This is a genomic window from Pseudoalteromonas sp. 13-15, from assembly GCF_001468205.2.
Taxonomy (GTDB): Bacteria; Pseudomonadota; Gammaproteobacteria; order Enterobacterales; family Alteromonadaceae; genus Pseudoalteromonas; species Pseudoalteromonas marina.
In genome coordinates, this window is the sequence record NZ_CP019162.1 from 1278432 (window position 1) to 1293200 (window position 14769).

A 14769-nucleotide genomic window follows, 5' to 3' on the forward strand; every position below is an offset into this window, starting at 1 on the left:
TAATTAGTCATTATTATTTGGACGGCGACGGCGCTGACCGTTTCCGCCTACCGACTGACGCTTTGCCCAGGGATTTTGTGCGTTATCATCTTTTTTAGCAGCAGGCTTTTTAGAGCCACCGCGACGAGGGCCAGTACCGTTGCCGCCATTATTTGGCTTTTTACTATTTGGCTTACTGCTATCAGATTTAGGCTTGTTAAAAGGTTGCTTTTTCTTTGGCTTTTTAGCAGGTAATGGGCGTGCGTCTAATGCGCGTTCTGCTACTGGGTTTACTGGTTCAAACCCCTCTTCTTCAGCACGAGGAATAAGCTCACCAATAAAGCGTTCAATACCGTATAAATCGACTGCATCATCAACTGTAACAAACGAAATTGCATGGCCCGATGCACCCGCACGTCCTGTACGGCCAATACGGTGAACATAATCTTCATACACATTTGGTAAGTCGTAGTTAACAACATGCGGAAGCTCAACAATATCAAGGCCACGTGCCACAATATCAGTGGCTACAAGTACACGTACTTCGCCACTTTTAAAACCATCTAACGCTTTAACACGTGCGCCTTGTGATTTATTACCATGAATAGCTGCGCCTACGATATCGTCGCGCTCAAGTTGTTTAACCAAACGGTTTGCACCGTGTTTAGTGCGGCTAAATACTAAAACTTGCTGCCAATCGTTACTACGAATTAAATGACTTAGTAAAGCTGTTTTACGGCCTTTATCTACCGCGTAAACGCTTTGGGTTACACTTTTAGCGGTGGTGTTTTTTGCAGCGACTGAAATTTCAACCGGATCGTTTATTAATCCTTTAGCTAACGCTCGAATATCATCTGAAAACGTAGCCGAAAACATGAGGTTTTGGCGCTTAGCAGGCATTTTAGCAATAAGGCGTTTAATGTCGTGAATAAACCCCATGTCGAGCATGCGGTCGGCTTCATCTAAAACGAGCACTTCTACGCTATCAAACTTAACGGCATTTTGATTATGTAAATCAATTAAACGCCCAGGCGTTGCCACTAAAATATCGACACCTTTACGCAGGCGCTGCATTTGCGGATTAATTTTAACCCCACCATACACAACAAACGAACTCACGTTTGAATGCTTAGCGTACTCTTCAACGTTTTCGCTTACCTGAAGTGCAAGTTCACGTGTAGGCGCTAAAATAAGCGCACGTACATGGTTACTTTTTGCTTTTGGGCCCGTAGATAAACGTTCGATAAGTGGAAGCGTAAAACCCGCTGTTTTACCTGTGCCAGTTTGTGCTGCCGCCATTACATCGCGACGCTCTATAATTGCAGGAATTGCTTGAGCCTGAATTGGCGTTGGCGTTTCATAGCCCTTTTCTAAAACCGCATTAACTAAAGACTGTGATAAACCTAGACCTTCAAAACTCATATAAACTCTCTTTTAAATAAGGCCAAAGTGGCCAGTTGCGCGCATTATACCTGTCGTGGGCTAGAATGCATGCCATTATTTAGTTTGCACTCAATTGAAGCCATATATTGCTAAGCCTAAAACGCAAAAAACGGCTAAAAGCCGTTTTTTGTAAATGCTTAAAAACCTAAATTAAGGCTTAATTAAGCTCAGGTATTACTTAACACCTAGCTCGCGTAAACGTTCTTGCAAGTAGCTATCTGCGGTGTAACGCTCTGAAAGTACAACATCTGGGCGCGGGTGTAAAAACAACGGTAATGAAATACGCGACTTAGTAGACGCTTTGCCCGTTGGATTAATAACGCGGTGAATAGTAGACGGGAAATAACCGCCAGATGCTTCTTGCAGCATATCGCCAATGTTAATAATTAAGCTACCAAAATCACATGGTACATCTAACCAACCGCCGTCTGTCTTTTGAACTTGTAAGCCCGGCTCGTTTGACGCTGGTAATACAGTTAGTAAGTTGATGTCGCCATGTGCAGCTGCGCGAATTGCGCCTGGCTCTTCATCACCCGTCATTGGTGGGTAATGTAGAATACGTAGCAATGTTTGATCAGAGTCTGCAATCATGTCTTTTAGATCAATCGAAAACTTAGCACGCACATCGGCAGGCGCCTCAGCTTGAACCCAGCTTAAAAGTGTTGCAGCAAACTCGTTTGCTAAGCGGTAGTACTCACGCACGTCAGCTTCAAGTTCGGCAGGTACACGCCCTTTTGGATAAACATGAAAGTACTCTTTTATGTCTTTAACGGTAAAGCCTTTAGCTACTTCAGACACTGAAGGCGGAAAGTAACCGTCTTGTGTTTCTTTAGAGTATAAAAAGTCGTGCTTTTGCTCTGAGTTAAAAAAGTCTTGCCAGTTTTTGTAAATGGACTCAACTAAAGACTGTGGAATTGGGTGATTTTTTAAAACACCAAATCCAGTATTTCTTAACGATTCAACAAATTGTGCAGCCGCATCGGGAGCTTTATAATCAACAGTAGGTAATTGCATTGTACGTTCCAGTGAATAGGTTGTTTGAAGTTAGGTACTTCAAGTACTTTTATGTATATAAAGTAGCAAGGACTTCATTATAGCGCCATGCGAGGATAGACAAACAGCCCCAAAAACATAAGGACATATGTCCGCAAAGCACCCCCATCAAAGGGTGCGTTGATCAAGATCAATAAATAAAAGCAATTGAATTTGCACACATTGATGCATATGTATGGTCTAGTATTACAACGTATTTTATTTGTTCAAAAAGGCGACCCATGCGACAAAAAGTATCTTTTAAAAGTGGTAATTTAGAACTTGCCGGACAACTTGAACTCCCCGATGGTGAAGTAAAATTTTATGCCCTCTTTGCCCATTGTTTTACCTGCGGTAAAGACATTGCAGCAGCAACACGTATTAGTCGTGCTTTAACACAGCAAGGAATCGCTGTACTTCGTTTCGATTTTACCGGTCTAGGCAACAGCGATGGCGACTTTGCAAACAGTAACTTTTCATCAAATATTCAAGACTTAGTATCTGCTGCTGATCATTTACGAGCGCACTTTAAAGCACCGCAATTACTCATTGGTCACAGTTTAGGGGGTGCCGCAGTGCTTGTTGCTGCACAATATATTCCTGAGGTGACAGCTATTACAACCATTGGCGCACCGTCAGATGCACAACATGTAGCACATAATTTTGAAGCCCATTTAGATGAAATAAACGCAGCTGGCGAAGCAAAAGTGAGTTTAGCTGGCCGTGAATTTACCATTAAAAAGCAATTTATAGACGATATAGCTAAATACGATAAAAGCCACATAAGTAAACTTAAACGCGCTTTATTAGTAATGCACTCACCGGTTGATACAACCGTAAACATTACTGAAGCTGAAAAAATTTACGCATCCGCTAAGCACCCAAAAAGCTTTATAAGTCTAGATAATGCCGATCATTTACTTACTAATAAAAACGATGCCAACTACGCGGCAACAATTATTGCACATTGGGCAAACCGCTACGTAAATTACGCATAAGGAAAACTTACCATTACGCGCTGCTAAAGCGGCGCGTTAAACGGCTAATTCATAAAGTTAGCAACTTCATTACTCATTCTATCAACCAACCAGTGAGGACCACCATCATACATATCGTTATGGCGCGATTTTTCTATACGTAATTGAGTAACCGGAAACTCACTCAGCTCTTTTTCGCTTAAGAGCACACCGGCATCTGCCGGGTAATCACTACCTCTAAGGGTAAGTACACGAATATCTTTATTACGAGGCAGTAACATGCGGCGATGATCAAGCGTAATTAAATCACTGACTTCATCAGGATACATTGCAGCATACAAGGCTGAAATATCTCCACCATTAGAATGACCAAATAAAGTGAGCTTTGAAAAATCATACTCTGTGTATTTGGCTGCTAATTTATTGACTAAAAACTTAAGTGTGACCACACCGCGGTGCCAGTTCTCCATGCGAGTTGCCATATAGGGGGGGTGTACATTTAGCATAGGATCTGTTTTTAATTCATGGCCCACTGCAATGGCTAAATAGCCTTGTTTGTTAAATTCATCACTAGCAAAAGTATAGCTATTGTGACCAATACCATACCCCGCATTAATAAAGGCAACTGGGCATTTATTTTGTTTGCTGCATTTAACGTTGCTTGTTGGCAACGAAATGCTAACTGGGATCTCACGATCACGGCTAATGTCTGTAATATATGTTTCGCTGGCATAGGAGCTTACACTTGTGAAAAGAAGTGTGAGGTAAAAAAGTGTTTTATGCATATTACTTAACGTATTGTTTATTATAATTAATGCGGGTTAGTTTAGGCGTTTTATAATATTAATGACAGCCTTAAAAGTAATAGTAGTCTGTGTGGTTATACCAAATTTATTTACATTTAAATTGCAGGTTAATAAATGTTGAAAAAGACTAACAGCCGCAAACGCAAAATTGTGCGATAATAGAGGCAATTGTTCCAATATACTCAGTAAAAGATCCAATACATGAAATCATACAGCACCATTGAACAGCGCATTGAAATTCTAGAAGAAAAGTTAGCCTTAATTAATGATGAAATTAGCACATTAAAAACACCCGCTAAAAACAACAATGAACGCATTATATTTAAGTTTATTGAAACCGGCAGTACAGGTAAAACAAAGGACTTTGTTCGTGAATTAGGAATTAAATCACCGCGTGATGGACTGTTTTCATCTGGTGATGTTACTGCTTTAATTAAAAATGGCGCTGACGATATTTCGCCGGCGTTACTAGCAATTGCTAGGCAACTAGCCAGTGCACGCAATAAAAATGGCCCTAGCCGATAATTAAACAACGCATGTAACGTTTAGAAGCTTAGGCATCGTCTTTGCTTCTAATGTTTTAGTTAAACTTTTTATTTAACGCTTTCCTCTTCACAATTATCAATGGCTGTAGTCGCCTCTCTCTGGCAAATCTTTTCTTAGCGCAAGCACTGCAATATAAATAAGCCCAAACAATGGAAATAATGCTAAGCACCCGCCTACAAAAGCTAAAACACCTGGGCTGGTGCTTTTTCGCTTGCCAATTTTGTAGCTAATAAGCGCAAAAATAGGAATACAAAATAAGATGAAAAATGTTAAAAACTCGCCAAATAAAGTGAGATTAATTGACATGGGAATTCCTTTTCATAGTGGTTAAATTATAGTCTGCGCTAAATTTAACCACAAAAAAACCCTTAAGCAAACAACTTAAGGGTTTTAAATTCAATGCTGTAAACTCAGCTCAAATTACTCTTCGCTTGCGGCTGGTTTTTCTACCACACTGATTGCAAGCTCAGTTAACGAATCATTATTCGCTTTGCTTGGTGCGTCGGTTAATAAGCAAGACGCTTGTGTAGTTTTAGGGAAAGCAATAACGTCACGAATGTTATCTGTTCCGCATAAAAGCATAACTAAACGGTCTAGACCAAATGCTAAACCTGCATGTGGCGGTGTACCGTATTTAAGGGCATCAAGTAAAAAGCCAAATTTGTCTTGTTGCTCTTGTGCATCAATTCCTAAAATTCTAAATGCTGCTTCTTGCATATCTGCATTATGTATACGTACCGAGCCACCGCCTACTTCGTAGCCGTTTAATACCATATCGTAGGCATCTGAGATAGCCGCTGCTGGGTTTGCTTCAAGCTCACTTGCGCTAATATCTTTTGGTGCAGTGAACGGATGGTGCACAGCGTGTAATGTGCCTTCGTCATCTTCTTCAAACATCGGGAAGTCTACAACCCAAAGTGGTGCCCAACTGTTAAGATTAGTGATTTCTAGATCTACACCAATTTTAAGGCGTAGTGCACCCATGGCTTCATTTACGGTGTTGCGCTTATCTGCACCAAATAAAATAATATCGCCAGTTTGTGCATTAGTACGCTCGAGTAACTGTGTGATCACATCTTCGTTTAAGAATTTAGCGATTGGCGATTGCACGCCTTCAACGCCTGCATCACGGTCGTTTACTTTCATCCATGCTAAGCCTTTAGCACCGTAAATACCAATAAACTTAGTGTAATCATCAAGTTGCTTACGCGAAAGCTTAGCGCCACCCGGTACTGTTAATACTGCAACACGGCCTTTTTCGTCGTTTGCAGGGCCTGAGAATACCTTAAACTCAACATCTTTTACTAAATCAGCAACGTCTACTAATTTCATTGGGTTACGTAAGTCTGGCTTATCAGAACCATATAAGCTCATTGCCTCAGAGTAAGGCATAATCGGGAAGTCGCCTAAGTCAACGTTGAGTAACGATTGCCACATTTCACGAATCATTTTTTCCGTCATACCACGTACTTGATCCGAGCTCATGAACGAGGTTTCTAAATCTATTTGAGTAAATTCAGGTTGGCGATCGGCACGTAAATCTTCATCACGGAAACATTTAACAATTTGGTAGTAACGGTCAAAACCTGACATCATCAACAATTGTTTAAATAATTGTGGCGATTGCGGTAATGCGTAAAAGCTGCCTTTATGCACACGGCTTGGTACTAAGTAATCGCGTGCACCTTCTGGCGTTGCTTTTGTAAGTACCGGTGTTTCGATATCTAAAAAGCCGTTTTCATCTAAAAAGCGACGAACAAAGCTGCTTGCTTTAGCACGTAATTTAATGCGGTCGCTCATTTCTAAGCGACGAAGGTCTAAGTAGCGGTACTTTAAGCGGCGCTCTTCAGAGTTTGTTTGGTTAAAATCAAGCGGCAATGGCTCTGAGCGGTTGATAATTGTAAGCTCGGTGCCTAAAATTTCCACTTCGCCTGTAGCCATATCTTTATTTACTTGGCTTTCTGGGCGAGCACGTACAACCCCTTTTAACTGAACACAAAATTCTTGGCGAAGCTTGTTCGCTGTATCCATAAGTCCTTCAACTTCTGGATCGAATACAACTTGTACTAAACCTTCTCTATCGCGTAAATCGACAAAGATAAGTCCACCAAGGTCACGTCGTTTGTTGATCCAGCCACATAGTTCAACTTCTTGATCTACGTGAGTTTTATTTAGCTGTCCGCAGTATATAGAGCGCATAGTTTTCCTGTCAGATAAAAGGCTTCAACGGTAAAAATTATTTGTTTTTATAGGCGCATAATTTAAAAAAGAGCTACCACACTTCAAATAAAGCCGTAAGCAATCTAAGAATATTCAAATTAAGCCCTGCATTATACCCAAGTAGGTTGAAGATGCTAGGCGTGTTTGGTGTGTTGGTGTTAATTTAAAGCAGGCGCTGTTGGTATTTGCTACACTGGCGCCACGATGTAATTTATCAGCTATTTCTTATGTTATATATTGGATGCCCTCAGTGGTCTAGCAGTGCATGGAAAGGCAATTTATTTTCAAGCCAATGTAAAAATGCCGACATGCTAAGCCAATACGCACAGCATTTTAATTCGGTAGAAGGTAACACCAGTTTTTACGCCGACCCATCATCTAGTACTGTTTTGCGCTGGGCACAAAGCGTACCTGACGATTTTAGATTTACCTTTAAATTTCATCGTCGTTTTAGCCACGAGCTAGCGCTTAGCAACGTGCAAACAGAGCTTACCAACTGGCTTACATTATTTGCCCCTTTACTCGAAAAAACAGGGCAAATAATGCTGCAACTACCCAAAGCATTTGGCCCGAACGATTTACCCAAACTGGCGCAATTTATTTGCTTGCTCCCCAAAGAGCTTACTTACGGTGTAGAGGTTCGTCATATTGAATTTTTCAAAAAAGGCGAAGCCGAGGTAGCACTCAACCAACTATTAATGGCTAATAACATAAATCGTATTTCAATGGATACACGGGCACTTTTTGCAGTAAAGCCAACCACCGAAGCGCTAATAGACGCCCAACAAAAAAAACCTCACTTACCAGTGCATGCAATAGCTACTGGCTCGCAGCCTATGGCGCGGTTTGTAATCGCTGATTTACAAAGCGACTATCAAGCCTTTTATAAACCGTGGCTGAGTAAAGTAAAACAATGGCTTGATGAGGGTAAAACGCCTTATGTGTTTTTTCATACTGCCGATAATCGTGAGTCGCCACTACTTGCACGTCAATTTTGTAAAGATCTTGGGTATAATCACCCAGTACTTAACCCGTTCAGCGGCGAAAAAGAAGCGCAGCAACACGCCCTGTTTTAAAAAATTAAAACAACAATATAGAGACATAAAAATGAGTGAATATGCCCGTTACTTTATAGGCTACCCTGCAAACATTGTTGAGCAAGTATTAAGCCTTATAAATAACAATAAGGTATGTGACTACTTACTTAAAAAATACCCGGATGCACATACTATTACCAGCGATAAGTTACTTTACAGCTACGCAACAGAACTTAAAAAGCAGCATTTAAAAAACGCCCCACCGTTTGGTCGCGCGGCGTTTAAAAAACAAGGTGATATGGTCACCAATGCACTCGGTACCCACACCTACCGCATGCAAGGTAAAACCCGTAAACACGATTTAGCCATAAACAGCGACTTACTGCGTGCCCCCGAGCCATTATTAAAAGCGCTGGTTGTGCACGAGCTCGCCCATTTTAAAGAAAAAGACCACAACAAAAGCTTTTATAAGCTATGTTGCCACATGGAGCCGCAATACCATCAGCTAGAGTTAGATTTACGGATTTTTTGTGTGGTGGTGGCGATGGGAGAGAATCCGTACATATAAGCTTTTTTGCACAGCACCTCTTATTAGTAAATAAAACCCCATAAACAATAAAAACGCGATCTAAATCGCGCTTTTATTGTTAATACTTTTTCAATTCTGAAAGCTTTAAACTGACAACTTTGGGTGTTAAAGCCCTAACTCAGCCATAAAGTCGTCATCGGCATCATCTTGCACGGGCTCTTTTTTAGCCTGCGCTTTTTCAGCTTTTTGCTTTGCTTCGTTTTCAATAATGTCGTCAGGGTCAATGGCTTCAATAATGTCAAAATCGTGTAGTTTAATAAACTCTGTTTTATCCATTGCCAGTTCTAGGTAAAAAATATTTTGATTACGTGTAGTAAAAGTAACACGTCGTGCTTGTGGGCGATCCATTGTGGTATCTACCGAAATTTGCACTTGTTTATTAATCGCCATCATTTTTGGCTGATTTTGCGTAATAGAGGTATGTAATTGCTCGCGAACCTTAGAAGTAAAGTCACCTACTATTTGGTTCATTAACTCGCCCATTACGTTTGAAACATCGTCTGACAAGTGACTATGTGCAATTTCTTCTTCTGGCATACCCATGTTGCGCATGTAGTCGCCGTAGATTTCCATTGCCGCCTGCGATGTGAAGTTGGTTACAACAAGCCCTGTAAAGCCGCCATCAAACAATACAAAGCAACCAATGTCTGGTCGCATGCAGGTGCGTGTTATTTTTTGAACCATGGCCGAGTAACTTATTTCGTTACCGCTTGCTGATGAAAGTACCCCTGTCACTGAGTGACAAAGCGTTGCTAGTATATCGTCGGTGCTAATAACTTTACTTTTGCTCATTTAACGTTCTCTTTTGTACTTATTATTCATAATTCTAGCCAACCTACTGAATTTATCACTGACTATCCAGCATAAAATGTTAAAATAGCCCTATTATTTTTAAAGAGACTGCCTTCGTGACCATAAAAGACAGTATTTACGCCTCTGAGCAACAAGTAAAAGATTTTAGCTTTGACCAAAATGTGGTTGAAGTATTCCCTGATATGATTCAGCGATCGGTGCCTGGTTATGCCACCATTGTAAGCACTATGGGGAAATTAGCGGGCCAATACGCACAAAGTAATTCTAACTTGTATGACCTAGGCTGCTCATTGGGCGCGGTTACGTTGAGCATGCGCCGTAATATTCGCACCGATAATTGCAACATTATTGCAGTAGATAACTCACAAGCCATGGTTGAGCGTTGTAAAATGCATTTACAAGGGTTTAAATCGGACGTGCCGGTTACTGTTACCCTTGGTGATATTAACGAGCTTGAAATTCAAAACGCATCGGTTGTGGCAATGAACTTTACGCTGCAATTTATACCTCATGCACAACGTAAAGCTGTGCTTGAAAAAATTTACGCTAACTTAAAGCCCGGTGGTGTATTACTACTTAGTGAAAAAATTAAAGCCGAAAACGAGCAGTGCGATAATTTACTGATTGACTTGCATCATGATTTTAAGCGTCATAATGGCTACTCTGAGCTTGAAATAAGCCAAAAGCGCACAGCAATAGAAAACGTTATGCGCCCCGATACACTCAGCACACACATTAATAGGTTAAGTGATATTGGCTTTAGCCAAACACAAGTGTGGTATCAATGTTTTAATTTTTGCTCAATGGTAGCAATTAAATAAAAAGAGTAATTTATGTCTCAATGGTTTAACCAATTTTACGCTGCAATTGCACAAAGCCCACTTAGCCACTGGCTAGAAACGCTACCTGCCCAATTAAAACATTGGCAGTTAGAAGCAAGCCATGGTGATTTACCACAATGGCAAAAAGTGCTTAAAAATTTGCCTGAAATAAACACAACTCACGTTGATATAGCAACTAAAGTAGAAATTGGCGCAAAAGGGGAAATGAGTGAAGGCCAACAAAAGCAAACTACACACTTATTAAAGCGCATGATGCCTTGGCGAAAAGGCCCATTCAGTGTGCACGGTATTGAAATAAACACCGAATGGCGCAGTGATTGGAAATGGGATCGCCTCCTTCCACATATTGAGCCATTAAAAGGCCGTACAGTGTTAGATATTGGTTGTGGCTCTGGCTATCATTTATGGCGCATGCGCGGAGAAGGCGCCGAGTTTGTAGTGGGTATTGATCCTTCTGACTTATTTTTGTGCCAGTTTCAGGCAATTAAACACTTCAACCCCGACGAAAACGTGCATTTATTACCATTAGGTGTAGAAGCCCTGCCAGAGCTTAAAGCCTTTGATACGGTATTTTCAATGGGGGTGCTTTATCATCGTCGTTCACCAATTGATTTTTTAGCGCAGTTAAAAGCGCAGCTTCGCCCGGGCGGCGAGTTAGTGCTTGAAACCTTAGTTATTGAAGGCGACGAAAATACAGTACTCGTGCCTACCGACCGCTACGCAAAAATGCGCAATGTGTGGTTTATTCCAAGTACTGCTGCATTAAAACTGTGGATGGAGCGCGTTGGCTTTAAAGATGTGCAAATAAAAGATTGCGCAATGACCACGCTTGATGAACAACGCAAAACCGATTGGATGGAAAACGAATCGTTAGTTGATTTTTTAGACCCAACCGACACCAGTAAAACCATTGAAGGCTACCCTGCTCCACTTAGAGCCATACTAACCGCCAAAGCATAGCGGTTAATTTAACGCTTTTAATACTAAAAAAACGCCAACGGGCGTTTTTTTGTTTATTTAAACAACAAACAGCGGACAAGTGTCCTTGTTAATTATTTCAAACCTATATTTACGCTAGCCGCGCAGATGCAATTGTTGTAAAATACGCGCGTTTCTAAGCAACCCAAAACAACTATTTTGAGGAAAACCTGTGAGCGAACAAAAACAGTCTCTTAGCTATAAAGACGCGGGCGTAGATATCGACGCTGGTAATGCACTTGTTGAGCGTATTAAAGGCGTAGTTAAAAAAACCCGTCGTCCTGAAGTGATGGGCGGAATTGGTGGTTTTGGCGCACTTTGCGAAATTCCTGAAGGTTATAAACAACCTGTATTAGTAGCGGGTACTGATGGCGTGGGTACTAAATTGCGTATGGCAATTGACCTTAAAAAGCACGATACCGTAGGTATTGACCTAGTAGCTATGTGTGTAAACGATTTAATTGTTCAAGGTGCTGAACCCCTGTTTTTTCTAGATTACTACGCAACGGGTAAACTAGACATAGACACAGCAGCCGACGTAGTAACAGGTATTGGTAAAGGGTGTGAAATTTCAGGTTGTGCCCTAATTGGTGGCGAAACAGCAGAAATGCCAGGTATGTATGATGGTGAAGACTACGACATGGCAGGCTTTTGTACCGGTGTGGTTGAAAAATCAAAAATCATTGATGGTACTAAAGTAGCTGCAGGCGATCAGCTTATTGCCCTTGCTTCTAGTGGCCCACACTCAAATGGTTTTTCTTTAATTCGTAAAGTACTTGAGGTATCTAACGCCGACACCAATCAAGTAATTGATGGTAAAACATTAGGCGAGCATTTATTAGAGCCTACACGTATTTACGTTAAGCCTTTACTTGAGTTATTTAAGCACGTTGACGTGCATGCCCTTTCGCACATTACTGGCGGTGGCTTTTGGGAAAATATTCCACGCGTATTACCTGCATCAGCTAAAGCTGTGGTTAAAGGCGATAGCTGGCAGTGGCCAAGTGTTTTTAACTGGTTACAAGAAAATGGTAACATTACTACGCATGAGATGTACCGCACATTTAACTGTGGTGTAGGCATGGTTTTGGTTGTTCCTGCCGATAAACTTGAGCAAAGCTTAACTATGCTTAAAGATTTAGGTGAAAACGCTTGGCACCTTGGCGAAATCCAAGATGCGGCACCAGGCGAAGAGCAAGTAGACATCGTAGGTGGTGCTAAGTAATGGCACCTACTCGTCTAGTAGTTTTAATTTCAGGCAGTGGCTCTAATTTACAAGCCATCATTGATGCCTGTGAACGTGGCGAGATAAACGGACATATTGCGGCTGTTATTAGCAATAAAGCAGACGCATATGGCCTAGAACGTGCTAAAAATGCAGGCATTGCAACGCAAGTACTCAGTCATAAAGATTTTGACTCGCGCGAGGCCTACGACGCGCAGTTAATGAACGTTATTGACTCTTTTGAACCAAATCTAGTTGTATTAGCTGGGTTTATGCGTATTCTTACACCTAGCTTAGTGCAAAAATATATTGGAAAAATGTTGAACATTCATCCATCTTTGTTGCCTAAGTACCAGGGGCTGAATACCCACCAAAGAGCAATTGATGCAAAAGACGATGTTCATGGCGTAAGTGTTCACTTTGTAACTGAAGAATTAGACGGTGGTCCGGTCATTCTTCAAGCACAAATACCTGTACTCAAGGATGATACAGCAGACACATTAGCAAAACGCGTGCACGAACAAGAGCATATAATTTATCCTTTGGTGGTCAAATGGTTCAGTGAACAAAGACTTACTATGGAAGCAGATTATGCGGTTCTTGACAAAAAACAACTTCCTGCACACGGCGCGCACTACCCACAATAAAAAAATAAGCGCCCTAATGCTATGTGCGGGCGCTTTACTTCCAACAAGCCTTATTGCAGGCGAATTGACTCAATACGAAGCCAAGTATGATATTTTGCGTAAAGGCAGCAATCACGGCACGGCAGTTCGTTCTCTTAAAAAGCTTGATGATGAAAATTATGAATTAACCTACCACAGTGACATTGAGTGGATGATTTTTTCTGACTCGCGTAAAGAAACCTCTAAATTTACGTTTAAAGACGGTAAGGTGTCTCCTGATCATTATTCAATGGTACGTAAAGGAACAGGTCCTGATAAAAACTATAAAATTGATTTTGACAAAGAGAATGAAATTGTTACCAGCAGTAACAGTGAGTACCCGCTAAAATGCGAGTGGACTGATGATTTTCAAGATGCCATTTCGTATCAAGTTCAGGTTCGTGAAGGGTTAAAGAAAGGCGAAACCAACTTCTCGTTTCCGCTTGTTGATAAAAAAGGTAACCGTCGGGATTATAACTTTGAAGTGGTAGGCACAGAGATGATTTCTTTGCCTATAGGTAACATAGAGGCAATTAAAGTAAAACGTTTATACGATACCGACAAGCGACAAGCCCTCGCTTGGTTTGCACCTGAAATAGATTACATGCTTGTGCGCATGTGGAAAGGTGAAAAAGGGACTGAGCAGTTTGAAGTTCAAATGAACTCGTTTACTGTGACCGCCCCAACCGCAACAGCTGAGCACACTAAAAACCTTCAAGCGAACTAGCTAACTAGCTAACGATTTATTTGCAAAATGGGTGAACTATATAAGCTCACCCATTTTAAATAACGAAAACTCTCCTGGCTCCATTTTCTGCCAACGCTCATCGTTAGTAAGCGGCCTTGTTGCAATGACAGTTACCACATCGTTTGGGGTTGTCTCTTTTTGAAAATCAACAACCATATCGGCATCAATTAATGTAGCTTTACCAAAAGGCGCACGGCGCGTTATGTAATGTAAGTTATTTGTGCAGTACGCTAAAACAAATACGCCATCGGTCAACAACATATTAAATACGCCCTTTTCACGCAGCGTGTGAGAAAGCTTGGCAGCGTATCTAAAAACAGACGCCATATTAGAAGGTCGTTTAGGGTATTTTTCACGAATTTTATCAAGCAACCAACAAAAAGCGAGTTCACTGTCAGTATTACCCACTGGACGATAATATTCAGGTTTTAAATCGTGGTAGTTTGAAAGCTGCCCATTGTGTGCATAGGTTATTTCTCGCCCCCACAGCTCACGCGTAAACGGGTGGGTATTTTCAAGGCATACTCGCCCGCGATTACCTTGACGTATATGGCTAATAACCGACACACTTTTTATAGGATAGGCTTTAACAAGCTTAGCAATTTCTGATTGGTAGCTTGGTTCTGGGTCTTTAAAAGTTCGACACCCTTTTCCCTCATAAAACGTAATGCCCCACCCATCTTTGTGCGGCCCCGTATTACCACCACGCTCTAATAGCCCTGCAAAACTGAAACATATATCAGTAGGCACATTGGCAGACATACCAAGTAATTCACACATTTATAAAAAAGCCCTTAAAAAGTACGGATAAATAGCAGTACATTTTACAAAAAAAATTTTCTAAATTAGTTGCATATTTACTTAAAAAA

The 14769-nt window shown here is 41.1% G+C and carries 15 protein-coding genes and 1 pseudogene; 9 read left to right on the forward strand and 7 right to left on the reverse strand.

What is annotated here, in order from left to right:
- Positions 1–3 precede the first annotated feature (3 nt).
- Together ATS72_RS05940 and ATS72_RS05945 are read right to left on the reverse strand one after the other, a co-directional pair.
- Complete coding sequence (locus ATS72_RS05940; RefSeq protein ID WP_039038057.1) at positions 4–1401, reverse strand: DEAD/DEAH box helicase; 1398 nt, start codon at positions 1399–1401, stop codon at positions 4–6.
- Positions 1402–1596: 195 nt separating this feature from the next.
- Positions 1597–2436, reverse strand: a complete 840-nt coding sequence (locus ATS72_RS05945) for an isopenicillin N synthase family dioxygenase (protein WP_006794030.1) — start codon at positions 2434–2436, stop codon at positions 1597–1599.
- 260 nt (positions 2437–2696) lie between these two features.
- On the opposite strand from ATS72_RS05945, the pseudogene ATS72_RS05950 reads away from it, so the two are divergent.
- A pseudogene (locus ATS72_RS05950) lies at positions 2697–3446 on the forward strand (alpha/beta hydrolase family protein); the annotation flags it as partial.
- A gap of 50 nt (positions 3447–3496) precedes the next feature.
- Here ATS72_RS05950 and ATS72_RS05955 read toward each other — a convergent pair.
- A complete protein-coding gene (locus ATS72_RS05955; RefSeq protein WP_058429437.1) occupies positions 3497–4216 on the reverse strand; it encodes an alpha/beta hydrolase in 720 nt (239 codons plus the stop codon).
- A gap of 222 nt (positions 4217–4438) precedes the next feature.
- Here ATS72_RS05955 and ATS72_RS05960 point away from each other — a divergent pair, with 222 nt between their 5' ends.
- Positions 4439–4762, forward strand: coding sequence for a hypothetical protein (locus ATS72_RS05960; protein WP_006794033.1), 324 nt, complete (start codon positions 4439–4441; stop codon positions 4760–4762).
- 96 nt (positions 4763–4858) lie between these two features.
- Here the strand turns inward: ATS72_RS05960 and ATS72_RS05965 are convergent, their stop codons facing one another.
- Both ATS72_RS05965 and aspS read right to left on the reverse strand, forming a co-directional pair.
- Positions 4859–5089, reverse strand: coding sequence for a hypothetical protein (locus tag ATS72_RS05965; protein WP_010557107.1), 231 nt, complete (start codon positions 5087–5089; stop codon positions 4859–4861).
- Between the two features lie 114 nt (positions 5090–5203).
- The gene (gene aspS / locus ATS72_RS05970; RefSeq protein ID WP_006794035.1) at positions 5204–6982 is read right to left on the reverse strand and encodes an aspartate--tRNA ligase; all 1779 of its coding nucleotides are present in this window, start codon (positions 6980–6982) and stop codon (positions 5204–5206) included.
- 248 nt (positions 6983–7230) lie between these two features.
- Here aspS and ATS72_RS05975 point away from each other — a divergent pair, with 248 nt between their 5' ends.
- Together ATS72_RS05975 and ATS72_RS05980 are read left to right on the forward strand one after the other, a co-directional pair.
- Positions 7231–8079 carry a DUF72 domain-containing protein gene (locus tag ATS72_RS05975; RefSeq protein WP_058429438.1) on the forward strand — a complete coding sequence of 283 codons (849 nt, stop codon included), beginning with the start codon at positions 7231–7233 and terminating at the stop codon, positions 8077–8079.
- A 31-nt stretch (positions 8080–8110) separates the two neighbouring features.
- Positions 8111–8608, forward strand: a complete 498-nt coding sequence (locus ATS72_RS05980; RefSeq protein WP_058429439.1) for a M48 metallopeptidase family protein — start codon at positions 8111–8113, stop codon at positions 8606–8608.
- Positions 8609–8734: 126 nt separating this feature from the next.
- Here the strand turns inward: ATS72_RS05980 and ATS72_RS05985 are convergent, their stop codons facing one another.
- Positions 8735–9421, reverse strand: coding sequence for a DUF3334 family protein (locus tag ATS72_RS05985; RefSeq protein ID WP_006794039.1), 687 nt, complete (start codon positions 9419–9421; stop codon positions 8735–8737).
- A 116-nt stretch (positions 9422–9537) separates the two neighbouring features.
- On the opposite strand from ATS72_RS05985, the gene cmoA reads away from it, so the two are divergent.
- The 5 genes from cmoA to ATS72_RS06010 all read left to right on the forward strand — a co-directional run bounded on the left by cmoA (position 9538) and on the right by ATS72_RS06010 (position 13879).
- Positions 9538–10263, forward strand: coding sequence for a carboxy-S-adenosyl-L-methionine synthase CmoA (gene cmoA, locus ATS72_RS05990; protein ID WP_058429440.1), 726 nt, complete (start codon positions 9538–9540; stop codon positions 10261–10263).
- A 12-nt stretch (positions 10264–10275) separates the two neighbouring features.
- The gene (gene cmoB / locus ATS72_RS05995) at positions 10276–11244 is read left to right on the forward strand and encodes a tRNA 5-methoxyuridine(34)/uridine 5-oxyacetic acid(34) synthase CmoB (RefSeq protein ID WP_039038061.1); all 969 of its coding nucleotides are present in this window, start codon (positions 10276–10278) and stop codon (positions 11242–11244) included.
- Positions 11245–11434: 190 nt separating this feature from the next.
- On the forward strand, positions 11435–12487 hold the full coding sequence (gene purM, locus ATS72_RS06000) for a phosphoribosylformylglycinamidine cyclo-ligase (RefSeq protein ID WP_006794042.1): 1053 nt from the start codon (positions 11435–11437) through the stop codon (positions 12485–12487).
- Positions 12487–13134: a phosphoribosylglycinamide formyltransferase gene (gene purN, locus ATS72_RS06005; protein WP_006794043.1), complete on the forward strand. Its 648-nt coding sequence runs from the start codon at positions 12487–12489 to the stop codon at positions 13132–13134. Before purM ends, purN begins: the two co-directional genes overlap by 1 nt.
- 16 nt (positions 13135–13150) lie before the next feature.
- The gene (locus tag ATS72_RS06010; protein WP_058429441.1) at positions 13151–13879 is read left to right on the forward strand and encodes a DUF3108 domain-containing protein; all 729 of its coding nucleotides are present in this window, start codon (positions 13151–13153) and stop codon (positions 13877–13879) included.
- Between the two features lie 36 nt (positions 13880–13915).
- Here the strand turns inward: ATS72_RS06010 and ATS72_RS06015 are convergent, their stop codons facing one another.
- Entirely contained in the window at positions 13916–14680 is a 765-nt protein-coding gene (locus ATS72_RS06015) for a class II glutamine amidotransferase (protein ID WP_008132190.1), read from the reverse strand.
- Positions 14681–14769 lie beyond the last annotated feature (89 nt).